23 protein-coding genes are annotated in these 22,820 nt (G+C 63.6%); 14 read left to right on the top strand and 9 right to left on the bottom strand.

What is annotated here, in order from left to right; genetic code table 11:
* Positions 1 to 550: 550 nt before the first annotated feature.
* From erpA to clcA, 3 genes are all read right to left on the bottom strand, one after another.
* On the bottom strand, positions 551 to 901 hold the full coding sequence (erpA, locus tag J9889_RS11040; RefSeq protein WP_010675554.1) for an iron-sulfur cluster insertion protein ErpA: 351 nt from the start codon (positions 899 to 901) through the stop codon (positions 551 to 553).
* 89 nt (positions 902 to 990) lie between these two features.
* Positions 991 to 1,683 carry a DUF6776 family protein gene (locus tag J9889_RS11035; protein WP_043155743.1) on the bottom strand — a complete coding sequence of 231 codons (693 nt, stop codon included), beginning with the start codon at positions 1,681 to 1,683 and terminating at the stop codon, positions 991 to 993.
* 87 nt (positions 1,684 to 1,770) lie between these two features.
* Complete coding sequence (clcA, locus tag J9889_RS11030) at positions 1,771 to 3,165, bottom strand: H(+)/Cl(-) exchange transporter ClcA (protein ID WP_210556705.1); 1,395 nt, start codon at positions 3,163 to 3,165, stop codon at positions 1,771 to 1,773.
* Between the two features lie 209 nt (positions 3,166 to 3,374).
* Between clcA and hemL the strand changes: the two genes are divergently transcribed.
* Both hemL and J9889_RS11020 read left to right on the top strand, forming a co-directional pair.
* Entirely contained in the window at positions 3,375 to 4,661 is a 1,287-nt protein-coding gene (gene hemL, locus J9889_RS11025; protein WP_010675557.1) for a glutamate-1-semialdehyde 2,1-aminomutase, read from the top strand.
* Between the two features lie 200 nt (positions 4,662 to 4,861).
* Positions 4,862 to 5,683 (top strand): hypothetical protein, encoded by an 822-nt coding sequence (locus tag J9889_RS11020; protein WP_160837814.1) that lies wholly within the window; start codon positions 4,862 to 4,864, stop codon positions 5,681 to 5,683.
* Here the strand turns inward: J9889_RS11020 and J9889_RS11015 are convergent.
* On the bottom strand, positions 5,598 to 6,500 hold the full coding sequence (locus J9889_RS11015; RefSeq protein WP_210556704.1) for a sulfite exporter TauE/SafE family protein: 903 nt from the start codon (positions 6,498 to 6,500) through the stop codon (positions 5,598 to 5,600). The two genes, J9889_RS11020 and J9889_RS11015, sit on opposite strands and share 86 nt — an antisense overlap.
* A gap of 259 nt (positions 6,501 to 6,759) precedes the next feature.
* On the bottom strand, positions 6,760 to 7,443 hold the full coding sequence (locus J9889_RS11010; RefSeq protein WP_210556703.1) for a phosphatase PAP2 family protein: 684 nt from the start codon (positions 7,441 to 7,443) through the stop codon (positions 6,760 to 6,762).
* A gap of 202 nt (positions 7,444 to 7,645) precedes the next feature.
* Here J9889_RS11010 and J9889_RS11005 point away from each other — a divergent pair, with 202 nt between their 5' ends.
* The gene (locus J9889_RS11005) at positions 7,646 to 8,161 is read left to right on the top strand and encodes a DUF2937 family protein (protein ID WP_010675561.1); all 516 of its coding nucleotides are present in this window, start codon (positions 7,646 to 7,648) and stop codon (positions 8,159 to 8,161) included.
* Between the two features lie 42 nt (positions 8,162 to 8,203).
* Here the strand turns inward: J9889_RS11005 and J9889_RS11000 are convergent, their stop codons facing one another.
* Positions 8,204 to 9,085, bottom strand: a complete 882-nt coding sequence (locus J9889_RS11000; RefSeq protein WP_039040858.1) for a LysR family transcriptional regulator — start codon at positions 9,083 to 9,085, stop codon at positions 8,204 to 8,206.
* Between the two features lie 157 nt (positions 9,086 to 9,242).
* Here J9889_RS11000 and J9889_RS10995 point away from each other — a divergent pair, with 157 nt between their 5' ends.
* Together J9889_RS10995 and J9889_RS10990 are read left to right on the top strand one after the other, a co-directional pair.
* Positions 9,243 to 9,635 (top strand): SMR family transporter, encoded by a 393-nt coding sequence (locus tag J9889_RS10995; protein ID WP_042016295.1) that lies wholly within the window; start codon positions 9,243 to 9,245, stop codon positions 9,633 to 9,635.
* Entirely contained in the window at positions 9,623 to 9,943 is a 321-nt protein-coding gene (locus J9889_RS10990; protein ID WP_042016297.1) for an SMR family transporter, read from the top strand. Before J9889_RS10995 ends, J9889_RS10990 begins: the two co-directional genes overlap by 13 nt.
* An 89-nt stretch (positions 9,944 to 10,032) precedes the next feature.
* Here J9889_RS10990 and J9889_RS10985 read toward each other — a convergent pair whose 3' ends face one another.
* The 3 genes from J9889_RS10985 to hrpB form a co-directional block, all read right to left on the bottom strand.
* Positions 10,033 to 10,434, bottom strand: a complete 402-nt coding sequence (locus J9889_RS10985; RefSeq protein WP_010675565.1) for a VOC family protein — start codon at positions 10,432 to 10,434, stop codon at positions 10,033 to 10,035.
* A 42-nt stretch (positions 10,435 to 10,476) separates the two neighbouring features.
* Positions 10,477 to 12,798, bottom strand: a complete 2,322-nt coding sequence (gene mrcB / locus J9889_RS10980; protein ID WP_010675566.1) for a penicillin-binding protein 1B — start codon at positions 12,796 to 12,798, stop codon at positions 10,477 to 10,479.
* Between the two features lie 122 nt (positions 12,799 to 12,920).
* Complete coding sequence (gene hrpB, locus J9889_RS10975) at positions 12,921 to 15,374, bottom strand: ATP-dependent helicase HrpB (RefSeq protein ID WP_210556702.1); 2,454 nt, start codon at positions 15,372 to 15,374, stop codon at positions 12,921 to 12,923.
* 183 nt (positions 15,375 to 15,557) lie between these two features.
* Here hrpB and thpR point away from each other — a divergent pair, with 183 nt between their 5' ends.
* The 9 genes from thpR (at position 15,558) to J9889_RS10930 (ending at position 22,657) form a co-directional block, all read left to right on the top strand.
* Positions 15,558 to 16,103 carry an RNA 2',3'-cyclic phosphodiesterase gene (thpR, locus tag J9889_RS10970; protein ID WP_039040852.1) on the top strand — a complete coding sequence of 182 codons (546 nt, stop codon included), beginning with the start codon at positions 15,558 to 15,560 and terminating at the stop codon, positions 16,101 to 16,103.
* A complete protein-coding gene (gene sfsA, locus J9889_RS10965) occupies positions 16,100 to 16,843 on the top strand; it encodes a DNA/RNA nuclease SfsA (protein ID WP_210556696.1) in 744 nt (247 codons plus the stop codon). The genes thpR and sfsA overlap by 4 nt, the downstream gene beginning before the upstream one ends.
* 119 nt (positions 16,844 to 16,962) lie before the next feature.
* A complete protein-coding gene (dksA, locus tag J9889_RS10960) occupies positions 16,963 to 17,412 on the top strand; it encodes an RNA polymerase-binding protein DksA (protein WP_029314801.1) in 450 nt (149 codons plus the stop codon).
* A 109-nt stretch (positions 17,413 to 17,521) separates the two neighbouring features.
* On the top strand, positions 17,522 to 18,424 hold the full coding sequence (gene gluQRS, locus J9889_RS10955) for a tRNA glutamyl-Q(34) synthetase GluQRS (RefSeq protein WP_210556694.1): 903 nt from the start codon (positions 17,522 to 17,524) through the stop codon (positions 18,422 to 18,424).
* A 100-nt stretch (positions 18,425 to 18,524) separates the two neighbouring features.
* The gene (gene pcnB / locus J9889_RS10950; protein ID WP_210556693.1) at positions 18,525 to 20,015 is read left to right on the top strand and encodes a polynucleotide adenylyltransferase PcnB; all 1,491 of its coding nucleotides are present in this window, start codon (positions 18,525 to 18,527) and stop codon (positions 20,013 to 20,015) included.
* A gap of 10 nt (positions 20,016 to 20,025) precedes the next feature.
* Positions 20,026 to 20,523, top strand: a complete 498-nt coding sequence (gene folK, locus J9889_RS10945) for a 2-amino-4-hydroxy-6-hydroxymethyldihydropteridine diphosphokinase (protein ID WP_210556688.1) — start codon at positions 20,026 to 20,028, stop codon at positions 20,521 to 20,523.
* 20 nt (positions 20,524 to 20,543) lie between these two features.
* Positions 20,544 to 21,338 (top strand): 3-methyl-2-oxobutanoate hydroxymethyltransferase, encoded by a 795-nt coding sequence (gene panB, locus J9889_RS10940; protein ID WP_039040847.1) that lies wholly within the window; start codon positions 20,544 to 20,546, stop codon positions 21,336 to 21,338.
* 96 nt (positions 21,339 to 21,434) lie between these two features.
* A complete protein-coding gene (gene panC, locus J9889_RS10935; protein WP_010675575.1) occupies positions 21,435 to 22,289 on the top strand; it encodes a pantoate--beta-alanine ligase in 855 nt (284 codons plus the stop codon).
* A 20-nt stretch (positions 22,290 to 22,309) separates the two neighbouring features.
* Complete coding sequence (locus J9889_RS10930; RefSeq protein ID WP_010675576.1) at positions 22,310 to 22,657, top strand: putative quinol monooxygenase; 348 nt, start codon at positions 22,310 to 22,312, stop codon at positions 22,655 to 22,657.
* The last annotated feature ends 163 nt before the right edge of the window (positions 22,658 to 22,820 follow it).

The following is a 22,820-nucleotide window of genomic DNA, read 5'->3' as shown; positions in this document are numbered from 1 at the left end:
CATGTGTTAGGCCTGCCGCCAGCGTTCAATCTGAGCCATGATCAAACTCTTCAATTTAAGTTTGGTTGCTTCGAAAAGCGGCTCAATGAATTGCTGAATTAACTGCTGCAACTAAAAGTTGCTTTGGTCACTTCATCAGACATTGAAAATCAAAAATTGTTTTTTGATGCTCGATGCTGTGAGTGCCCACACAGATTGCTTGATTCAAATTGTTAAAGAGCAGGGCCTGAAACTATAACCCTCACCAGCTTGTTTTGCAAGGTGGACCAGACGCGCACTGCGCCGTGCTGATGGAGGCGCATTATAGGGATATGATTCTCGCTGACAAGCGAAAACTACGTGTTTATTTGAAAAAGACGTTCAGGTGTTTAATCAACAACCAATCAGACTAAAAAGCCGTCAACGATTCATCTAAATGAGCCTGCACACCTTCTCTATCGCTACCAATCGGTACCCGTTTTCGCCACATCAAGATCTACATGCCAGCCACGCCAGGCATACAAAAATGAAAAGGGCCCCTCGGGGCCCTTCATATCACGCTGCTTGTAGATCAGATGGAGAAACTGGAACCGCAACCGCAGGTCGTCGTGGCGTTGGGGTTGGTCACGGTGAAACGGGAACCTTCCAGGCCTTCGGTGTAATCCACGCTGCCGCCGACCAGGTATTGCAGGCTCATGGGATCGATCACCATGGTGACGCCGCTCTTCTCGACCACGGTATCGCCATCATTGATTTTCTCGTCAAACGTGAAACCGTACTGGAAACCGGAGCAGCCCCCCCCAGTGATGTAGACCCGCAACTTGAGTTCGGGATTCTCTTCTTCGGTGATCAAGGTCTTTACCTTGTTGGCTGCCGCATCCGTCATCTGGATGGGCAAGGGGGCTTCTGCTACTGCACTCATTGCTGACCTCACAACCGTTACATCCACAAACATGGAAACCGCGAAATTATCCAATACCCGACCATTTAGTTCAAGTATTCACCACTCTCTTACTGTGCTGCCGGCAAGGGGGTTGGTTGAGCGACCAGAGGCTTGAGCACCTCGTTCCACTCAGCAACCAGCTCCTGGGCCGGTTGCCGACCCTCCTTCGGGATGAGGATTCTCACCCTGTCCGGGATGAAGCCTGAGGGAAGCTGCCAATTGCCCTCCAAGAGCTGGAAATATCGCAACGCGTAGCGTCCCTCCCCCACCTTCATGCCAAGATCCCGGCCACTGAGGATCCTGGGCTTGTCAGCCAGACTGCCTTCGAGCCGGATCTGCACCTGCCCCCGAAACAGCTCCCGCTTCTTGGCGGGTTGTGTGAGCGCCAGACGATAGTGGTAGCGACCCGGCACACTCGTCTCCTGCAATGTCAGATTGTCGATGGATACCCCCACCTGTTCGCCGGTGGGACGCATGATGCGCTCGAAGAAGGCGAGCTGACGTTTCTGCTCCTGTACCTGGGCTTCCTGATCCTTGAGCGTCTGCTGAAGTTGCTCGAAGGCGGCCTTCTGGGTCGCCAGCAAGGTCTCCCTGACGCCGAGATCCGTCTTCAGTTGTGCAATGGCCTTGCTCTGACGCTCCAACGTCTCTTGCTGCACCGTCATCAGGCTGCTCTGAGCCAGCTCCTGTCTGTTCCCGACGACATAGCCGATACATGCCCCCACGGCCAGCACCACCAATAACTTCACGATTTGGGACATAAGGCCTCTTCTATATGCCGACATCAACACAGCTGGTTTCTTTTCACTATACGCGACCATGCCGGATTGATACGGATAAACAAAGAGTTAACCGGTCGCGATGCTGCTTTCACCCCGGTTTTGACGCGCAGCAAGCCGTAAAGTTCGCTCCAGGATCTGGGAATAGATAGGGCGCCCCCCCAACCATTGCGCCACCAGGGTTGCCCCTATGGTGGTGATCATCATGGGCAGGATTAGCTGATAGTTGTCTGTCATCTCTGTCACCAGCACGATGCCGGTAATGGGGGCACGTACGGTGGCGGCGAAAAGCGCCCCCATGCCGGCGATGGCAAAGGCGCCAGGTTCGATGCCGAGATCGGGAAATGCAGAGTGGAACAGGTGACCAAAGATCACCCCGAACAGGGTGCCCAGCGCCAGGGTCGGCGCAAAGACACCACCAGGGGCCCCCGAGCAAAAGCAGATGAGGGTACCCACCAGTCGCACCGAGAAGATGATGAAGAGCGTCGCCATCGCATAGTCTCCCCCCGTCAGATGCGGGATGAGCTCGATTCCCCCTCCAGTGACCGAAGGGGCGAACAGCGACAGCATGCCAAAGGTTCCAGCCACCACCATGCCGATGATGACGAAGCGGTGGCGCTTGTTCTGATGCAATGCCAGGTAACCATCCTGACAGGCGAGCACCAGCTTGTTGAAGACGAACCCCAGCACACCAAAGCAGCCCCCCATGAAGAGAAACAACCAGAGCGCCTTCAAGGCCGGAGCGTCGTAGTGAGGCAGCATGATGACGGGGGATTGCCCTTCCATGTTCTGCAGCATCAGGGTCGCCATGACGGCCGAAATCCCGACCGCCTTGATGGCGAGGAAGGAGTAGCGAAATTGCGGTCGCATCTCTTCCATGACAAACAGTATCCCTGCCAGCGGGGCATTGAAGGCCGCAGCGAGACCACCCGCCGCACCGGCAGCCAGCAGGGCGTGGCCATGCTCCTTGGGCAACCGGAAGATATCCGCCACCATCTTGCCGAGGTTGCCCCCTATCTGCACCGAGGGCCCCTCCCGCCCCAGCACCATGCCGGAACTCAGGGTACAGACCCCGCCAAAAAACTTCACCGGCAACACCCGCCACCAGCGTACCGGGCGCAGGTCGTCCATGGCCCCTTCAATTTCCGGGATACCGGACCCCCCTGCCTCGGGGGCAAAGGCATGAGTGAGGAAATAGCCAACCAACCCCAGCAGGGCGCTGAAACCAAAGCCGAGCAGGCCAAGCTGCCACCAGGGGCGATCGGCCAGCAAGTCGACACGCTGCTGGGCCAGCCAGTGAACGCAAGACTCGAACAATCCGCACACCAGGCCTGCCAGCAGGCCGACCAGGGCCGCCAACAGGAGCACCAGCAGCGGCATCTTGTCCCGCCGTATCAGGCGCTGCAAGACTTGAGGACGACGCAGCGAGGCCGCGTCGGCGGAAGGAATGGCTTGTTGCTCCATGGATAATCACGCTCATCTAACGAGGACCAGACACACCTCGGCCTCGGCTGCCCAGCTCTGGGCCTTTCTGCTATAGTCGGCCCGTTTCATGTTTCACGGGCGAGAGTCCGGGGCGAGAGCGCAAAGCATACTCCTCCCGCCATCCCCTGCCGAGCCGCAATCGGCAGCCTGTGCCCGGGTAACGACCAAAATCCCATTAAGGATGATCCATGTCAAAATCAGATCAGCTGTTTGAACAGGCCCGCCAGACCATTCCCGGTGGCGTCAACTCACCAGTCCGCGCCTTCAACGGGGTCGGCGGCACACCCCGCTTCATCGATCACGCCGATGGTGCCTACCTCTATGACGTGGACGGCCAGGCCTATGTGGATTACATCGGTTCCTGGGGCCCCATGCTGCTGGGCCACAACCACCCGGCCATCAAGGCCGCCGTCATCAAGGCGGTGGAGAAGGGACTGAGCTACGGTGCGCCGACCGAGATCGAAGTGCTGATGGCCGAAAAAGTGCGCCAGATCGTCCCCTCCATGGAGCAGGTGCGGATGGTCAACTCCGGCACCGAGGCGACCATGAGCGCCATCCGGCTGGCCCGCGGCTACACCGGCCGCGACAAGATCGTCAAGTTCGAGGGTTGCTACCACGGCCACGCCGACTCCCTGCTGGTGAAGGCAGGCTCCGGCGCCCTGACCCTGGGCCAGCCCAACAGCCCGGGTGTACCGGCCGACTTTGCCAAGCACACCCTCACCTGTGTCTTTAACGATCTGGACTCGGTGCGCGAAGCCTTCACCCAGTACGGCAGCGAGATCGCCTGTATCATCGTCGAGCCGGTAGCCGGCAACATGAACTGCATCCCGCCGGTGCCCGGCTTCCTGGAAGGGCTGCGCGCCATTTGTGACGAGTTCGGCGCCCTGCTGATCCTGGACGAGGTTATGACGGGTTTTCGCGTCTCCCTGCGTGGTGCCCAGGGCCACTACAACATCGACCCGGATCTCACCACCCTCGGCAAGATCATCGGTGCCGGCATGCCGGTGGGCGCCTTCGGCGGCAAGAAGAAGGTGATGCAGCACATCGCCCCGACCGGCCCCGTCTATCAGGCTGGTACCCTCTCCGGCAACCCGGTGGCCATGGCCGCCGGCCTCACCATGCTGGATCTGCTGCTGGAGCCGGGCCTCTATGAGCAGCTGAGCGCCAAGACCGCCCGTGTCGCCGAAGGGCTCAAAGCCGCCGCCGCCAGGCACGGCATCCCGCTTGCCATCAACTACGTGGGCGGCATGTTCGGCTTCTTCTTCACCGACGAGCCCGAGATCACCCGCTACGAGCAGGTGACCCGCTGCGACATGGAACGCTTCAAGCGCTTCTACCATCTGATGCTGGAAGAGGGTGTCTATCTGGCACCGAGCGCCTACGAGGCGGGCTTCCTGTCGCTTGCCCACGGGGACAAGGAGATTGAACACACCCTGGCGGCCGCCGAGCGCAGCTTCGCCAAGCTGGCTGGCTGACAAGCCGCAAGATGTGCAGAGGGCCCCGATGGGGCCCTTTTTTGTTTGCTCGCACCGACAAGGCACCGTAGTGGTGCATCTTTAAGTCCCTCACCGGAACCTTGCCACCTGCTGGTGCGCCGCGCCGTACACGGGCTGTCATAAATCAGGCCCACAATTTGCAGGTCCCTGCTTCAGGAGCCCATTGGACCGAGGTGTATATGGCAGAGATGAGCCCCATCGATGTGCTGCGGCGCTATCAGGAGTACGAAACCGAGCTGGCCCCCCTGCTGTTGGGGCTGCTCACCCTCCCCGAGGCGTCTCTCAAGACCTATGCCTTCGTCGAGGAGGTAAAGAGCCTGGCCCCCCAGATCAGGCCAGCCATACTGGCGCCCGTTCCGGCGGCCCAGGGGCAGCTGCGCCTGCTGGTGCAGGGCCATGGCCGGGAGCTGGAGATCAACCTGCACCAGCTGATCGCCTGGCTGATGGGGGACAGGGAGCGGCGGCGCGCCATTCCCTGGTTCAGGGCCGTCTACGTCGTCCTGAGTCTGGCCCTGTTTCTCATCGTCGGCACCCTCATCTGGCACGGGCTGGAACAGCTCTATCTGCTCCTGTGCGGCACCCAGCAGAACCGGCTGGGGGCCTTCAGCGCCATCATCTTCCTCACGCTCGCCCTGGCGGTGTTCGATCTCGGCAAGACCATCCTCGAAGAGGAGGTGCTACTGCATAAGGACATCTTCCGCCACAGCGCCATCCGGCGCACCATTACCCGCTTTATCGCCGCCATCCTGATCGCGGTCTCCATCGAGGGGTTGCTGCTGCTGTTCAAGGGATCCCTCGGCCAGAGCGAACTGCTCTGGCCTGCGGTGGGGGTGATGGGCTGCGCCGTGGGGTTGCTGCTGGCGCTGGGGCTCTATGTGTTTCTCGGTGCCAGGGCGGAAGCCGCACTGGTGCAGGCTAACCAGCGATATCCGCAGCCAGCTGCGCGGTGGGGCGACGAGCCGCCCGCCAGGAGGCGTACATGGTCCAGGAGGTATAGATGACGATGAAGGCCACCAGCCATTTGAGCATCTCCATCTCCATGGATTTGACCAGCATGGCCGCCAGCACCACGCCGATGGGGCCGAAGATGGCCACCGCCAGCACGGCCCGCGCATCGAAAGCCCCCATGCGAATGAAGGTCCCCGCCGAGAAGACGCTGAGCACGGCGGTGGATCCCATCATGATGGGGAAGGCCACCAGCGGGTTCATGCCGAGCAGATAGACCAGGGTCATGCAGGGGGCGAACAGGCCGATACCGACGTTCATCAGGGCTCCGAACAGGAAGTTGCCGGCAAGGGCGATCCCCAGCTTGTAACCGCTCAGCCCCATGGCCTCGCCACCGAGGGGGAAGAGCCCAAGCAGACCGGCAAAGATGAGACCGGCGACCACCAGCAGGGAGACCGCCATCACCAGCCGGATGGTCTGGCGATCAAAGGAAGCCACGTAACGGGCGCCCCAGGCCGCACCGGCTGCTGCCGCCGCCATCATGCTGATGAGGGTCATGGGATCCACGTTGACCACGCCGATGAAGATGAGAGCCTGGGTCACGGTCGGCAGCACGCACTGGCCGTTGAGGGTACCGGGCAGCACCCGATCATCGATCAGCCTGAACTGCTTGTAGCAGGCGGTCTTCACCGCAAAGCTCCCCACCCCCAGGGTATCGAGAAAATTGGCCACAAAACCGATGGCCGCCACCGGCCAGAAAGGGGTGGCTTCGAGCTGGCCATGACGCCGTTTGTGCCACCAGGCACGGACCAGCATAAAGAGAAAGACCAGGGCACAACCGATAAACAAGAGACGCAGAAAAGTGACAAGCATGGGGAGACCTCCAACAACGGGCGGCGATTCTAAGGCAGCGGAGGGAAAAAATCCTGGCCAGGATCATGAGACGACGGGTGCAAACGTTTGGCCCCGACTATTTTGGCTGGCAGAACCCGAATGGGGCTATCCATACTGGTTGGGAGGGCGACAGCCCGGGCTAATCGGGCGTAGTCCTGGTCATTTCGCGACGACCACAGCACCGGTGAGGCGTAAACGAAAGAAGGCGGGGTGACCCGCCTTCTTTTTTCATTCTCCGTCAGGCAATCCAGCGTGGCAGCCGGGGAGCCAGGCGGTCGATCAGGCGATCCGACACGGGAGTGAGCAACAGCAGCGGCAGGCAGATCAGGGAGAGGCAAAGAGCGCCCACATAGACGTCCGTCATCCAGTGCGCACCAGCCAGGATGCGGGGCGCCGAAAACAGGGGCACCATCACCACCGCAACTACCCCGGCCCAGCGCGGCAGATAGCGCAGGGCAAAACCGGCGAAGATCATCAGGAAGAGGGCGTGATCACCGGGGAAGCTGTCACCGGCGGAGTCCTTGGTGGGAATCGCACTGATCTCGGTCAGGCGCAGAGCCCCGTCCACCATCAAGGTGGGGCTGGGACGGCTGACCGGCAACAGATGCCCGAGCTGATTGATCACCAGAGCCCCCAGCAGCATCACGACCCCCATGGCCACCAGACGACGGCGCTCCTGCCCGTCGGCACGGAAGAAGCAACCGGCAAGGATCCCGCCCATGCAGGCCAGCGCGGCCAGATCGAACAGGCGGTTGTTGGTGATGGCCACCACATCGGCCCAACGGGGGGAGTGGCCAATCCAGCCATTGACCAGCTGGAAGAGGGCGAGATCCCACCCATCCCAGGGGCCGTGCTCAGGCAGGGCGCCCCAACTGAAGGCGATGAGGCCCCCGGCCAGATAGAAAGGAATGAACTTGCTCATGCCGACGTGTCCTTCGAAAAACGCTCATTCTAGGCCAGCCGCAAGATGACTTGCATCACAAAAGTGTAAGAATTCGTGTAACAAAGGTATTCCATCGGCTCTTCTTTTGGCGCCGCCGACCGGGTGGGCAAGCGCGCCCCCTCCTTGGCTCTCCCACCGGTTGCGGCTAGTATGGGCGCTCCCTTCGTTCAGGATGATGATGATGCGCAGCTACCTTCGCATGATGTTGTTTGCCCTCGGTTTGCTGGCAGGTGTACAGATCCCCGGGCTGGTCGATCTCTACTTCCAGCGGCTGGATGCCCGGCTGCAGCAGGCAGGTCTGGCGCTGGCCCCCTTCCAGCGCACGGCGGACCAGCACTTCAATGGCGATCTGCAGGCGCTGGTCGCCCATTACGGTGCCAGCCAGGATCCCGTCTTCACCCAGGATGCCACCAGCCTCCAGCAACTGGTGAACCAGCAGCAGCACCTTCAGGGGGAGATCGCCGTGCGGGAGAGCCCCTGGTACCAGCAGCTCTCCCACCTGTTGCTGCGCGCCGATCCCGCCCTCTGGCAGGATACCCTGCACAACTACGGCTATGTGGTCCCCCTCAAACAGGCCGCCATTTTCTGCGGCGTGGCGGCGGGTCTGCTGGCCTCCCTGGCGGGGGATCTGCTGCTCGGCCTCCTGCTGCTGCCATTTCGCTCCCGCCAGCGCGTCCCCCGTCACGGCCTGCGCTGATCCCCTCTCACTGCCAACCGGGGTGCCCGCCCCGGTTGGCGGCTACTCGAAGGGTTCGAGATAGGCTTCTATGGCCTTCTTCAGCCAGGCCAGCACCTTGCCGTGATGGGCGTTCTCCGACAGATAGACTCCGTAATCGCGCCACTGCAGACTGAACTTGTGCTTCAGGGTCAGCAGCTCCCCCTGGCGCAGCTGGCTCTGGATAAGGGGTGAAGGCAGCACCGCCCAGCCCAGACCATCCAGCACCGCATCCCGCATCAGTTCGAAACTCGACAACCCGATATGCTGCCCCCCGATGGGCAGCAGGCTCTTGACCGAAAACGCGTCCACATAGGAGAGAGTGACCTGGGTGTGATCGGTCAGATCCTGCTGCAACACCCGCTTCAGCCCAGCCAGCGGGTGGCTTGGCGCCACCACCATCAGGGTGCGGATCGGGTTGAGCACGTCGATGCAAAGACCGCTGCGCTCCTGTTCCTCGGTGATGAGGCCGAAGGCGGCATCCACGAACCCCTCTTCCACCAAGGCCGGCAGCTCCGGCGGTGAGGCAAGCACCAGGGAGATGCTGGTGCCCGGAAACTGGCGACGCAAGGCCCCCAGCATCTCGCGCCATACCACCTCGGGAATGGCGTCGTCCCGGGCTACCCGCAGCGCCACCTCGGCACCGGAGGCATGGTGCTCGCACTTGAGCTTCAGGCTGTTCGCGGCCTGCAACAGCCGCCGACAGTCGTCCAGTACTTGCTCGCCGATTTCGGTCAGCCGGCTCTGATTCGCCCCTCGTTCGAAAAGTTCGACGCCAAGCTCCACTTCCAGGGTTGCAATCGCCGAGCTCACGGCGCTGCGACTCTTGCCAAGTCGTCTGGCGGCATTGGCTATCGAACCACTGTCTGCTGTTTCTACAAAGAGTTGTATCTGATTTAGCTTCATGACTTCAAACTGGCGGCAGATTATTCCATCACCACCTTATCCCCTGCCCCGCCCCCAAGGCAAACAAGCAGCGACAGCTTTCTCGACGCTCAGCGATAACCTTGCCCGTTTCGGGTGCCGTTATCCTCTCTTCGTCGCAGCAACAGAAGGAAACTGCATGTCATCCCGTCCCCTGCTTTTGGCCCGCCTCTTCCTGACGGGCGCCATCCTGACCGAGGTCGCCGGCACCTCCTCCATGGCCCTGATCCCAAAGAGCGAGAGCGGCTGGATCCACTATCTGCCGATGTGGCTCCTCATCACCCTCTCCTACCTGCTGCTCGCCAAGGCCGCCAGGACAATCTCCATTGGTATCGCGTTTGCGCTGTGGGAAGGGCTGGGGATCGCCCTCATCACCGCCGTCTCCGTCCTGTTCCTCGGCTACGAGCTGAGCATCCAGGAGTGGATCGGACTGGCGCTGGCCATAGTGGGGATTGTCATGGTGACCCTGGGCGAGACCCATGATGTACCAGCCCCCACCCGCCAGAGGAGGGAAGCCCCATGCACCCGTTGATCATCGTACTGGGCGCCGCCCTGCTGGATATCGGCGCCAACATGGCGATCAACCGCTCCATCGGTTTTCGCGACAAGGGGTGGGGCGTCCTCGGCATTCTGCTGGTGCTCTGTGCCTTCACGCTGCTCAGCGAGGCGGTCAGTACCGGCAAGATCGATCTGGCCGTGGCCTATGCCACCTGGGGCGCCATCGGCATCCTGGGCACCGCCCTCGGGGGCCTGCTGCTGTTCGGCGAGCGCCTCAGACCCGTCGGCTGGCTCGGCATGATGGTGATGGCGGTGGCGGTCGCCCTGCTGACCACAGCATGATCCCCTCTCCAACCCCATGAAAAAAGCCGCTCTGTTCCCAGGGCGGCCTTTTCATGGTCAAACCGATCACCCAGATTGCAACAGGCAGCCTAACGCGCTGCCTCGTACAGCTCCAGCGGCAGGCCGTCGGGGTCGGCGAAGAAGGTAAAGCGCTTGCCAGTCAGCTCGTCCACCCGCACCGGCTCCACTTCCACCCCGTGCTGCTCCAGGTGGGCGATGACCCGGTCGAGATCCGCTACCCGAAACGCCAGGTGGCGCAACCCGCACGCCTCCGGCCGGGAGGGGCGCGGTGGCGGCGCCGGGAAGCTGAACAGCTCCAGCTGGCTGCCGTCCGGCAGCGCCAGATCCAGCTTCCACGACTGACGCTCGGCCCGCAGGGTCTCGGCAATGATGGGCAACCCCAGCACCTGGTGATAGAAGTGGCGCGAGCGCGGATAGTCGCTGGCGATGATGGCCACGTGATGGATGGCCTCAAACAGAGGATGGGTCATGGCAATCCTTGCAAAACGGGCAGCCTGCGCTGCCCGTCTTCGTCAGTTGAAGAAACCGTTGAACCAGTTGTCCAGGGCATTCGCCGGGTCCGAGACCGGGCTGGCACAGCTCATGGGCTCGGCCAGACCGGCCAGCTTGGCCGGCACCTGGAGACTGCCGGGACAATCGCTGGCCACCCGGGCACCGCTCGAGCGGGAGAAGTTGGCCCAGCTCACTCCTTCGGGCATCTTCAGCCCCAGGCTGTTGACCCCGCGCTGGCTCATGTAGCCGCTGAACAGCTGCAGGGCGCCACTGGCACCGGTCAGCCCGGCCGGGGTGTTGTCGTCACGGCCGACCCAGACACTCACCAGCTCGTTGTTGTCCATCCCGGCAAACCAGGAGTCACGCAGCTCGTTGGTGGTACCGGTCTTGGCGGCCATGGTGGCCCCGGGGAACTTGGCACCGAGCGCACGGGCCGTCCCCTGGCTCACCGTCTTGGTCATGGCGAACAGGGTCAGCCAGCTTGCCTGGGGATCCGTCACTCGCTTGGCCGCTTCGTCATGCTGGTAGAGCTGGCGCCCCTCGCCATTCACCACGGCCCGGATGGCCGACAGGGGCTGGGTCAACCCCTGGTTGGCAATGGGCAGGTACATCTGGTTCACCTCCATGGGCGAGAGGGCCACCGCCCCCAGCACCAGGGACGGATAGGGCTGGATCTCCTGCTGCACCCCCAGCTTGTGCAGGGTGTCCACCACCTTGTCCAGGCCTATCTGCATCCCGAGGTTGACGGTCGGCACGTTGAGGGAGCTGGCAAGCGCCTCCATCAGGGGCACGCTCTGGCGGAACTTGCGGTCGTAGTTCTGCGGCGTCCAGATCTGGCCATCCTGGCCGCGAATCCGAATCGGCTGATCTTTAAGCGGCGTGCCCAGGGTCAGGCCGTTGGAGAGGCCGGTCAGGTAGACCGCCGGTTTGACCAGGGAGCCAATCTGACGGCGGGCATCCAGTGCCCGGTTGAAGCCGGCGTAGCGGGGATCTCGTCCCCCCACCATGGCGACCACCTCGCCCTTGTGCCAGTCGGAGACCACCATGGCCGCCTCCAGCTTCTTCTTGCCACGCTGCTTCTCGATGGTGGCCAGACCCGACTCCACCGCCTGCTCGGCGGCGTGCTGGGCGATGGGATCCAGACTGGTGAAGATCTTGAGGCCGGACTGCTTGAGCAGATCCGGGCCGAAGCGGTTCTGGATCTCCCGCTTGAGCAGCCCCATGAAGGCCGGGGTACGGCCATAGCTCATCTGGCCGCGGGCGATGATGCCAAGGGGCTGCTTGCTGGCCAGGTCATACTCGGCTTGGGTCAGGCTGCCGTGATCCGCCAGCAGTTTCAGCACCAGATCCCGGCGCGCCTTGGCCCGGTCCGGGAATCGCCAGGGATCGTAATAGGAGGGGCCCTTCACCATGCCCACCAGCAGGGCCACCTGATCGATGTCCAGCTCGTTGACCGGAATGCCGAAGTAGAAGTAAGAGGCGAGCCCGAAACCGTAGACCCCCTGGGAGAAGTTCTGCCCCAGATAGACCTCGTTGAGGTAGGCCTCCAGGATCTCGTCCTTGCTGTAGCGGTAGTCGATGAGCACCGCCATGTAGGCTTCCTGCAGTTTGCGCCACAGGCTGCGCTCACGGGTCAGGAAGAAGTTCTTGGCGAGCTGCTGGGTGAGCGTACTGCCCCCCTGCACGGTGCGCCCCGCCAGCAGGTTGGCTGCCATGGCGCGCATGATGGCCACCGGCGAGACACCGCCGTGCTGGTAGAAGTCCCTGTCTTCCGTGGTGAGCAACGTCACCAGCAGGCTGTCCGGCACCTCGGAGAGGCGCACCAGCAGGCGGTCTTCCCGATCCTCGGTGTTGAGGCGATCGAGCAGCACCGGGTCCATCTGGGCATAGCCGAGCTGGCGCTGGTTCTCCAGGGACTGGATCCCCTCGAGGCGCGCCCCGTTGAAGGTGAGGCGCAGGCCACGGGCGCCGTCGGCACCGTCGTGGAACTCGAACGGCCGGCGCACCAGCTCGATGCGGTTGCCGCTCACCGCGTACTCACCCGGGGTATGAGGCTGACGCACCTGCTTGTAGCTCAGCATGTTGAGCTCGCGCAGCATCTGGGTCTGGGAGAGCCGCTGGCTGGGATAGAGCTCCAACGGGCGGCTGTAGACCATCACAGGCAACTGCCACTTCTCCCCGTCGAAGCGCTCGCGCACCTTGGTGTCGAGATAGATGCCAAACACCACCATGAAGGCCGCCACCACCAGAGAGAGCTTGAAGCCCAGCCAGAACAGGGTGCGCCAGATGGTGCGTTTGGGCGCCGCCTTCTTGGGCGTGCGCTTGCGTCGTTGGGTTGCCATAAATCCTCTTGTCGTTCTCCTCGCCATCCCGCTGATGCGAGCGGCCTGCGATGCCTGTTGTGGAGGGGGCTGTGCCACCGCCATCTTGTTCTGGTCGTGCCGACCGATCACTGCCCCGTCGGCTACTCCTGCAATCCCATCTTCTTCTTGGTCACCCGGGTCGGCATCGCCTCCAGCGGGTTGTCCGGCCAGTAGTGACGGGGGTAGCGCCCCTTCATCTCTTTTTTCACCTGCTCATAGGATCCCGCCCAGAAGGCGGCGAGATCCGCGGTGATCTGCAAGGGGCGCTGGGCCGGGGAGAGCAGCTCCACCACCAGGGGCACCCGGCCATCGGCCACGCATGGGGTGGCGCCCAGCCCGAACATCTCCTGGATGCGCACCGGGATCGCTGGCGCCTGACCCGGCTGGTAGCGGATCCGCACCCGGCTGCCGGTCGGTGCGGTGAAGTGGCTCGGCAGCGCCTCGTCCAGCCGCCTTGGCAGGGGCCAGGGCAGAGACTGGCGCAGGATGTCGCTCATGTCGAGCCGCTTCAACTGCTCCAGCCGGGTCATGCCGCTCACCGCCGGCAGCAGCCACTGCTCGAGGTCGGCCAGCAGGCTCTCCTCATCCATGGCGGGCCAGGCTTCGTCGGGCAGCCAGTCGCGGGCGCAGCGCAAGCGGGCCAGCAGCCCCTCGCTGCTCTCGTCCCAGGGCAGCACGTGCAGCCCCTTGCGCCGGATGCCCTGCAGCAGGCAGCGCCCCTTCTGTTCATCGGAGAGATCCGTCAGCGGCCGCTGGCCGAGCACCAGCTCGCCGAGCACCTGCTGGCGCTCCGCACGCACCCGTTCCTCCCGATCGTCCCAGTCGAACCACTGGCGCTCGCCGACCAGCTCGGGCAGCTGGCGCACCAACTCATCCAGCGCCACCGGCTCGGCGATGAAGATGCGGCTGCCGCGCTCGTTCTGACCCATTTCGACGGCCACGATGGCCCCCTGCCCCTGGCAGGGATGCCCTTCTACCAGATCGCAGCTCACCCCGCCACTGAGCTGATAGCGGCTGCCACTGCGCAGCTTGCCGATGCGATCGGGCCAGGCGAGGGCGCACAGCAACCCCAGCCATTGACCCTGCGGGCTGCTTGCCCGCACGCCGAGCCGCTCGAACCAGCGGGCCGCCCCCTGGCGCAGGGCGCCCTGACGGCGGTGGAACTGCACGGACAGGCGCTCCGATCCTCGCAGATCTTCTTCCAGCAGCGCCACCAGGAAAGCCGCATCGGCGACAATCTCTGTCAGACCCTCGGATTCCAGCTCCCGGGCCCGCAGCAACATGCGGGCGAGGCGGGGATGGGTGCCGAAGGCCGCCATGGCACGGCCTGCCGGGGTAAGTTGTTGCTCACCCTCCGGGGCCATGGCGCCCAGGGCCACCAGCAACCGCCGGGCGCTGGCCACGGCGGCAGGGGGTGGCATGTCCAGCAGGGGCAGCGCCTCCACCCGGGCCCCCCACTGGGCGGCGTCCATCAGCAGGCCGGTGAGCTCTTGCGTCAGGATGTCGGGGGGACTCTGCTCGGCGAGGCGCTCCTGCACCTCGCAGCTCCAGAGCCGGTAGCAGACGCCGGGGCCAAGCCGCCCTGCCCGCCCCGCCCGCTGGGTGGCGGAGGCTTTGGCGATGGGCCGGGTCTCCAGCCGGGTAACGCCGCTCTTGATATCGAAGGTGGCGCGCCGCTCCAATCCGCTGTCGATGACCACGGAGATCCCCTCGATGGTGAGGGAGGTCTCCGCCACGTTGGTGGTGAGCACCAGCTTGCGACGACCCGCAGGCGCAGGCTCGATGGCCGCTTGCTGGGCCGCGAGGTCAAGACGGCCATAGAGGGGAGCCAGGGTCACACCCCCTGGCAACCGCCCTTCCAGCCACTGTGCCAGCCGCTCTATCTCCCCCTGTCCCGGCAGGAACACCAGGGCACTGCCAGCCTGACTGGCGAGCGCCTCCAGCACCACAGCGCCGACCTGGGGCTCCAACCACTGCTGGCGATTGGCGGGGCGATAGTGGTACTCGATGGGAAAGCCGCGCCCCTCGGAGCGCACCACGGGGGCGCCTGGCAGCAGGCGCTCCAGGGCCATGCCATCCAGGGTGGCGGACATCACCAGCAGCTTGAGATCATCGCGCAACCCCTGTTGGCTCTCGATGGCGAAGGCCAGCGCGGTATCGGCGTGCAGGCTGCGCTCGTGGAACTCGTCAAAGATGACGAGCGACACGCCGGTGAGCTCGGGATCCTGCTGCAGCATCCGGGTCAGCACCCCCTCGGTCACGATCTCGAGCCGGGTCTGGCTGCTGGTGCGGCTCTCCCCGCGCACTCGCAGGCCGATGCGCTCGCCCACCTTCTCCCCCAGCTGACGCGCGAGGAAGCTCGCGATGTTGCGCGCCGCGAGGCGCCTGGGCTCCAGCATGATAATGCGCCCGGGCAGCCGGTGCTGGCGCACCAGCTCCAGGGGCAGCAGGGTCGATTTGCCCGCGCCGGGGGGCGCCTGCAGGATCACGCTGGTATGGTTGTCGAGGGCTGCAAAGAGTTCGGGCAACACCGGGACGATGGGGAGGGAAGACAAAGCGATGGGCACCTTCTGTGACACTTCTGAAAGGGGTCCATTCTGCCACAGCCTCCCGGCCATCGTAAGCGCCCCTGCCGGGCAGGGGCAGGAAGCGTCAGGTGCAACACGGCAAGACATCCCGGGAGCGGCTGCCATAGAATGGCCCTTATCCGATGCCCATCACGAGGACCGACACGCCGCATGCCCAAACTCTTCTTTGCCCTGCCCCTGCCAGAGCTTGCCCCCGAGCTTGCGACCTGGCGAGACCAGCGCCCCTGGCCCGGCCAGCCGGTGCCCGAGAGCAACCTGCATCTGACCCTGGCCTTTCTCGGGGAGGCCGACGAAACGACCCAGGCTCGCCTGATCGCGGCCGCCGAGCGACAGCACTGCCCCCCTTTCAGCGTCCATCTGGATCAGACCGGCTGGTTTCAGCGCGCCAAAGCCGCCTGGGTGGGCCCCGGTGAGTGGCCGAACGAGCTGACCGTGCTCGCGAGGGCACTGCGCCGCCACGGAGAAAAACTCGGGCTGGGCAACGGCGAGCAGGGCTATCGCCCCCACGTCACCCTGTCGCGCAAGGCGGGCGAGGCCCCCGGCGAGCTGCCTGCGCCGGATTTTCTGCTCAGGGCCGATCGCTTCTGCCTCTATCAATCCGTCAGCACGCCGGACGGCGTCCACTACGAACCGCTCGCCTGCTGGCCCCTGCGGGCCCGCGTCAAAAACCCGCACCGCGAGGAGCTCACCCCATGATCTTCGATCCCCCCCTGCAATCCGGGCTGCTGATCTCCCGCTACAAGCGCTTCCTGACGGATGTGGCGCTCAACAACGGCGAGGTGATCACCATCCACTGCGCCAATACAGGTGCCATGACCGGCTGCGCCCTGCCGGGCACCCGGGTCTGGTACTCCACATCCGACAACCCCAAGCGCAAGCTGCCAAACAGTTGGGAAATCGCCGAGAGCCCGGCGGGTCACTTCATCTGCGTCAACACGGCCCGTGCCAACCAGATCGCCCGAGAGCTCATCGAACAGGGCGCTCTCGCCCCCCTGGCAGGCTATGCCAGGCTGCGCACCGAAGTGAAATACGGGGAAGAGAACAGCCGCATCGACCTGCTGCTGGAAGATGACCACAGACCGGATTGTTACATCGAGGTGAAATCCGTCACCCTGCTCGACGAGCGGGAGCAACCCGGCATGGGGTACTTCCCCGATGCGGTCACCACCCGCGGCGCCAAGCACTTGCGTGAATTGATGGCCATGAAGGCGGCAGGGCACCGGGCCGTGCTGCTGTTCATGGTATTGCACTCCGGCATCGCGAGAATGCGCCCTGCAGCCCATATCGATCCGCACTATAGTCAGCTTGTTGAACAGGCGATGGCGGCAGGGGTTGAAATTTTATGCTATCGCCCCCATGTTGGGGTGCAGGGCATGGTGGCTCAGGATTTTATCCCATTTGAATCTGACCATATGCTACCCGAGGGCAGAGAATAAATGCAGAAGTGGGTAACATTATTGATAAGGCTTGTTTGCCTCCCGTTGACCCTTCTGCTATAGATGTCGCCCTCAATTTATGGATGGCACGGGTAGCGTGCTGAATTAGGAGACAGGGCATGCCAACAGGCGAAAACAGGAAATCTCTGGGCCCCCTGGCCATTGCGGGTGTAGAGCCTTACCAGATGAAAGCCGGTGAGGAGTACATGAATGACCAACAGAAGGTACATTTTCGCAAGATCCTGGGAGCCTGGCGCAACCAACTGATGCAGGAAGTTGACCGCACCGTCGACCACATGAAGGATGAGGCTGCCAACTTCCCGGATCCCGTGGATCGCGCCGCGCAAGAAGAAGAGTTTGCTCTCGAACTGCGCACCCGCGACCGTGAACGCAAGCTGATCAAGAAGATCGAGAAAACCTTGCTGTTGCTCGAAGAAGATGACTTCGGTTACTGCGAGCATTGCGGCATCGAGATCGGCATCCGCCGTCTGGAAGCCCGTCCGACCGCAGACCTCTGCGTGGACTGCAAGACGCTGGCCGAGATCAAGGAAAAACAGATGGCTGGCTGATGCCGCCCATCCACAGAAACGAAAAGGGAGCCCAGGCTCCCTTTTTTATTGAGCTTTTGGTCGGGCCGTCCCAGAATGCAGCCTCAATGCATCGCCTACCCGAATTGCCATGGTCATGACATCCCCCCCCTCCCGACGCCCCTATGTGGGCCGCTTCGCCCCCTCACCGTCCGGTCCGCTCCACTTCGGCTCCCTGGTCGCCGCCCTTGGCAGCTTCTTGCAGGCCAGGGCGCAGCAGGGACGCTGGCTGGTGCGCATCGAAGACATCGACCCCCCGCGGGAGATGCCGGGAGCGGCTGACCTTATCCTCACCACCCTGGAGGCACACGGTCTTGGCTGGGATGGGGAGGTGATGTTCCAGAGCGCGCGCCATGGCCGCTATGACGAGATCATCGATCAGCTCTATCGGGCCGGGGATCTCTACTGGTGCCGCTGTACCCGGCGCGAAATCATGGCCGCAGGGGGGTTCTACAACGGCCATTGCCGCTCCCTGGGGATGACCGCCGAGGGGTGTGCCGCCCGTTTGCGCCAGCACCACCCGGTCTATCGGTTCGAGGATGCGCTGCAGGGAGAGATCACCGTCCCCGCGGCGCTGGCGGAGGAGGACTTCATCGTGCGCCGCCGGGACGGGCTCTACGCCTACAACCTGGCGGTGGTCGTAGATGACATGGACAGCGGCATCACCGAGATCGTCCGCGGCGCCGATCTGCTGGAACCCACGGTGCGCCAGATTGCCCTCTACCAGACTCTGGGGGCAGAGGTGCCCGCCTGGGTGCACTTGCCGCTGGCGGTGCAAGCGGATGGCAACAAGCTCTCCAAGCAGAACCATGCGCCGGCGCTGTCGCAGGACGAGGTACGACCGGCCCTGTGGCAGGCGCTGCACTTTCTCGGTCAGTGCCCGCCGCCCGAGCTGATGGCCAGCCGGATCGACGAGATCATCGGCTGGGGCATCGCCCATTGGCAGCTGGTCCGGGTGCCCCGCCAGCAGAAGATCCCGCAAGGGCAAAGCTAGCCTCGGCTGCATTTCTTACCCCAAAAGGACCAATCAAGGGGAAGCAGGCCACACCGTTTCTCATTTGGTTGGGGCTGAGCTATGATAGGCCGCTATTTTTTTGGCCTCCCGTCAATTTGAAGTCATAACGAGGTGTACCATTTTTTCCCAGATCGCAAACTTTTGCCGCAAAGTGCTCGGCAAGGAAGACGGCGAGCAGTCGGTGGAGTCCCCCATTCCGGCCCGTGTCGCCGGACAGCGCCGTACCTTGAGCCGTGACCAGCACCCGATTTCGCGCAAAGAGATCAGCGAGAATGCCCTCAAGGTGCTCTATCGCCTGAACAAGGGGGGCTATGAGGCCTACCTGGTCGGCGGCGGTGTCCGTGACCTGCTGCTCGGGAAGACCCCCAAGGATTTCGACATCGCCACCGACGCGACGCCGGAACAGATCAAGGCGCTGTTCAGCAACTGCCGCCTGATTGGCCGCCGTTTCCGCCTGGCCCACATCGTCTTTGGTCGTGACGTGATCGAAGTGGCCACCTTCCGGGGTCACCACCATCAGGTCAATACCAGCAAGCATGTGTCGGCCCAGTCCGATGAAGGCATGCTGCTGCGGGACAACGTCTACGGCACCATCGAAGAGGATGCCGAGCGTCGCGACTTTACCGTCAACGCCCTCTACTACAGCGCCAAGGATTTCACCCTGCACGATTTCGAGGGTGGGCTGGAAGATCTGGCCGCGCGCAGGCTGGAGCTCATCGGTGACCCCGAGACCCGTTACCGTGAAGATCCGGTGCGGATGCTGCGCGCCGTGCGCTTCGCCGCCAAGCTGGACATGACCATCAGCCCGCGTACCGCCGCCCCCATCCGGGAGCTGGCCCCGCTGCTGCAGGACATCCCGGCCGCCCGCCTGTTCGAAGAGACCCTCAAGCTGTTCCTGGCGGGGGACGGTCTGGCCACCTACAAGCTGCTGCGGGAATACGGGCTGTTCCAGCCGCTGTTCCCCCAGGTAGCCGGCCTGTTCACCCCCCACGGCAACTCGCCCTACGAGCAGTTCATCGAGCAGGCGCTGATGGACACCGATACCCGGGTCCGTGAAGAGAAGCGCGTCACCCCCGCCTTCCTCTACGCCACCCTGCTGTGGGGCGCCGTCGAGGCCCGCGGCCGCGTGCTGGAAAACGAGAGCGGTCTGCCCTGGTACGATGCCTTCATGCTGGCCATCAACGAGGTGCTGGACAACCAGGTGCGGATCATCGCCGTGCCACGCCGCTTCACCACGGACGTGCGCGACATCTGGGCCCTGCAGCAGCGCCTGACCCGCCGCCAGGGCAAGCACCCCGAGCGCGCCATGGAGCACCCGAAATTCCGTGCGGCCTTCGACTTCCTGTTGCTGCGCAACCGGGTCGAGCGCGGCCTCGGCGAGCTGGCGAGCTGGTGGGAACGCTATGTGGCCTCCAACCCGGATGTGCGCCCGCAACTGCAACGGGAGGCGACCCGCCGCCCGGCGAGCGGCGAGCGCGCCGACTCCCACAGCGGTGATGGCGAGAAGCGCAGCGGCAATGGCCGCAACCGCCGTCGCCCCCGTCGCCGCAAGCCGAAGTCGGCAGAGTAAGGATCCGCCGATGATCGAGGTCTTCGTCGCCATCGGCTCCAACCTGGCCGACCCCCTCGGCCAGGCTCGTCGCGCCATCGCCGCGCTGGCGACCCTGCCCGAGTCCGAGCTGCTGCAGACCTCCCGCCTTTACGGCAGCCGCCCCATGGGCCCTGCGGATCAGCCGGACTACGTCAATGCCGTAGCGCGCCTTGCCACCCGCCTCAGCCCCCTGGCGCTGCTGGAAGAGCTGCAGCGCATCGAGCAGGCACAGGGGCGAGTGCGCAAGGATGAGCGCTGGGGCCCCCGGACCCTGGATCTCGATCTGCTGCTGTACGGCGACGAGGTCATCCGGCATGAGCGCCTGACGGTGCCTCACTATGGCATGAAGGAGCGGGAGTTCGTCCTGCTCCCCCTTGCCGAGATAGCCCCCTCCCTGGTGCTGCCCTGCGGCACCCCGCTCACCGAACTGGTTGCCCGCTGCCCGCGCAATGGACTCGCGATCCTGGCCGGTGCAGCAGGCGAGTAGAGAAGAGTAGGAACAACGTAATGAGCAAGATCACCACTACCCACCTGCAGAAGATGAAGCAGGACGGACAGAAAATCACCGCCATCACCGCCTATGACGCCACCTTCGCCAAGCTGTTCGACGACGAGGGCGCCCAGGTGCTGCTCATCGGCGACTCCCTCGGCATGGTATTGCAGGGCGGAGACGACACCCTGGCGGTCAGCATGGACGAGATGGTCTATCACACCCGCTGCGTGGTGCGCGGCACCACCAATGCCCTGGTGGTGACCGACATGCCGTTCATGAGCTACGCCACCCCGGAGCAAACCTACCAGAACGCGGCGCGCCTGATGGCGGCCGGTGCCCGCATGGTGAAGATGGAAGGGGGGGACTGGCTGTGCGACTCCATCCGCCACCTCACCCGTAACGGGGTGCCGGTGTGCGGCCATCTCGGCCTGACCCCGCAATCCGTCCACGTGTTTGGCGGCTTCAAGGTGCAGGGGCGCGACGAATTCCACGCCCAGGAGATCTACCGCCAGGCGCTGGAGCTGCAAGCGGCCGGCATCCAGTTGCTGGTACTCGAGTGCGTGCCCGTCTCTCTGGCAGAGCGCATCACCAAGGCGCTGCGCATTCCGGTGATCGGCATCGGTGCCGGCCCTGCCACCGATGGCCAGATCCTGGTAATGCACGATGCCTTCGGCATCACCTCGGGTTATGTGCCCAAGTTCACCAAGAACTTCCTGGCCGAGACCGGTGACATGCGTGCCGCCATTCGTCTCTACGTGCAGCAGGTGAGCGAGGGGACCTTCCCCGGCCCCGAGCACTGCTTCAACTGACTTTCTGTCGTCATGCGCGCGGGGGCCTGTGCCCCCGTCTTGCCCTCCCCCCTGACGACCCCCTCTTTTATTGATTCATCTGAAGGTGAACTGACGATGTTGGTTGTGAACAATCCCGCCGCGCTGCGCGAGCAGATCGGTCAATGGCATCGCGAAGGCCGCGCCATCGCATTCGTGCCCACCATGGGCAATCTGCATCAGGGTCATCTCACCCTGGTCGAGGAGGCCCGCCGCCATGGCGACAAGGTGGTGGTCAGCATCTTTGTGAACCCCTTGCAGTTCGACAAGGCCGAGGATCTCGCCAACTACCCCCGCACCCTGGAGCAGGATTGCGCCGCCCTGGAGGCCGCCGGTGTCGACCTGGTCTTCACCCCGACGCCGGAGATCATGTATCCCCAGGGGCTCGCCAGCCAGACCTTCGTCGAGGTGCCCGGCATCTCCAGCCTGCTGGAAGGGGCGCTGCGTCCGGGGCATTTTCGCGGGGTCAGCACCGTGGTCACCAAGCTGTTCAATCTGGTACAGCCGAACGTGGCCTGCTTTGGCGAGAAGGATTACCAGCAGCTCGCGCTCATTCGCAAGATGGTGGCCGACATGGCCATGCCCATCGAGATCGTGGGCGTGCCCACCGTGCGGGCCGAAGACGGGCTGGCCCTCTCTTCGCGCAACGGCTATCTGACCGCTGCCGAACGGGCCATTGCCCCCGAGCTCGCGCGCACCATGAACTGGATTGCCGAGCAGATTGAAGCGGGGAACAGTCACCTCCCCTCCCTGGTTGCCCAGGCCAGCCAACGCCTCGACAACGCGGGATTCAGGACGGATGCCATCGACATCGTCGATGCCGACACCCTGGAATCCGCCAGCGCCGAGAGCCAGCGCCTGGTGATCCTGATGGCCGCCTATCTGGGCAAGGCCCGCCTCATCGACAACCGGGTCGTCGCCCTGCGGGGTTGAGACACGGCAAGGAGACCACGATGTCCAAGAAGGTTTACTGCATCGCCCAGTTCCAGCCCAAGCCGGGCCAGGAGCAGGCACTGTTCCGCGTCCTGCAAGGGCTCGAGCCCGACACCCTGCGTGAAGATGGCTGCCTGCAGTACATCGTCACCCGCCATATCCAGAGCCCCTTTGCCGAGGGGGAGAGCTTCCCCATCGTCTTCAACGAGATCTGGCGCGACATGGCGAGCTTCGAGGCCCATTGCCAGCGCGCCGGTATCAAGGCCTTCTTCGAGCGCTACTGCCTCGCGGATGATGGCCTCGCGGCCAAGTGGAACGTCTGCGTCTACAGCGACGAGCCCGCGGACTACGATGCCCCGGCCCTCTGAGGCCGAAACGTGCAAATAAAAAGGTTCTTCGCGGGATCTTGGGGAAGTGGAAGTTGACAGACAGGGTGCTGGTAAACTGGCTGTCTCCAAACACACCACCACCATCACCCTGCTGTCGCCGTGCATCATATTGATATTGCCTCCTTCTGGCCAGGTTATACCG

The organism is Aeromonas sp. PrichA-15 (assembly GCF_017939245.1).
Lineage (GTDB): Bacteria > Pseudomonadota > Gammaproteobacteria > Enterobacterales > Aeromonadaceae > Aeromonas > Aeromonas caviae.
This window is presented reverse-complemented; position numbering and strand designations above follow the sequence as displayed.

Coding starts and splice junctions, on each gene's coding strand:
- erpA (WP_010675554.1), bottom strand. CDS start 901: ATGAGTGCAGTAGCAGAAGCCCCCTTGCCCATCCAGATGACGGATGCG.
- J9889_RS11035 (WP_043155743.1), bottom strand. CDS start 1,683: ATGTCCCAAATCGTGAAGTTATTGGTGGTGCTGGCCGTGGGGGCATGT.
- clcA (WP_210556705.1), bottom strand. CDS start 3,165: ATGGAGCAACAAGCCATTCCTTCCGCCGACGCGGCCTCGCTGCGTCGT.
- hemL (WP_010675557.1), top strand. CDS start 3,375: ATGTCAAAATCAGATCAGCTGTTTGAACAGGCCCGCCAGACCATTCCC.
- J9889_RS11020 (WP_160837814.1), top strand. CDS start 4,862: ATGGCAGAGATGAGCCCCATCGATGTGCTGCGGCGCTATCAGGAGTAC.
- J9889_RS11015 (WP_210556704.1), bottom strand. CDS start 6,500: ATGCTTGTCACTTTTCTGCGTCTCTTGTTTATCGGTTGTGCCCTGGTC.
- J9889_RS11010 (WP_210556703.1), bottom strand. CDS start 7,443: ATGAGCAAGTTCATTCCTTTCTATCTGGCCGGGGGCCTCATCGCCTTC.
- J9889_RS11005 (WP_010675561.1), top strand. CDS start 7,646: ATGCGCAGCTACCTTCGCATGATGTTGTTTGCCCTCGGTTTGCTGGCA.
- J9889_RS11000 (WP_039040858.1), bottom strand. CDS start 9,085: ATGAAGCTAAATCAGATACAACTCTTTGTAGAAACAGCAGACAGTGGT.
- J9889_RS10995 (WP_042016295.1), top strand. CDS start 9,243: ATGTCATCCCGTCCCCTGCTTTTGGCCCGCCTCTTCCTGACGGGCGCC.
- J9889_RS10990 (WP_042016297.1), top strand. CDS start 9,623: ATGCACCCGTTGATCATCGTACTGGGCGCCGCCCTGCTGGATATCGGC.
- J9889_RS10985 (WP_010675565.1), bottom strand. CDS start 10,434: ATGACCCATCCTCTGTTTGAGGCCATCCATCACGTGGCCATCATCGCC.
- mrcB (WP_010675566.1), bottom strand. CDS start 12,798: ATGGCAACCCAACGACGCAAGCGCACGCCCAAGAAGGCGGCGCCCAAA.
- thpR (WP_039040852.1), top strand. CDS start 15,558: ATGCCCAAACTCTTCTTTGCCCTGCCCCTGCCAGAGCTTGCCCCCGAG.
- sfsA (WP_210556696.1), top strand. CDS start 16,100: ATGATCTTCGATCCCCCCCTGCAATCCGGGCTGCTGATCTCCCGCTAC.
- dksA (WP_029314801.1), top strand. CDS start 16,963: ATGCCAACAGGCGAAAACAGGAAATCTCTGGGCCCCCTGGCCATTGCG.
- gluQRS (WP_210556694.1), top strand. CDS start 17,522: ATGGTCATGACATCCCCCCCCTCCCGACGCCCCTATGTGGGCCGCTTC.
- folK (WP_210556688.1), top strand. CDS start 20,026: ATGATCGAGGTCTTCGTCGCCATCGGCTCCAACCTGGCCGACCCCCTC.
- panB (WP_039040847.1), top strand. CDS start 20,544: ATGAGCAAGATCACCACTACCCACCTGCAGAAGATGAAGCAGGACGGA.
- panC (WP_010675575.1), top strand. CDS start 21,435: ATGTTGGTTGTGAACAATCCCGCCGCGCTGCGCGAGCAGATCGGTCAA.
- J9889_RS10930 (WP_010675576.1), top strand. CDS start 22,310: ATGTCCAAGAAGGTTTACTGCATCGCCCAGTTCCAGCCCAAGCCGGGC.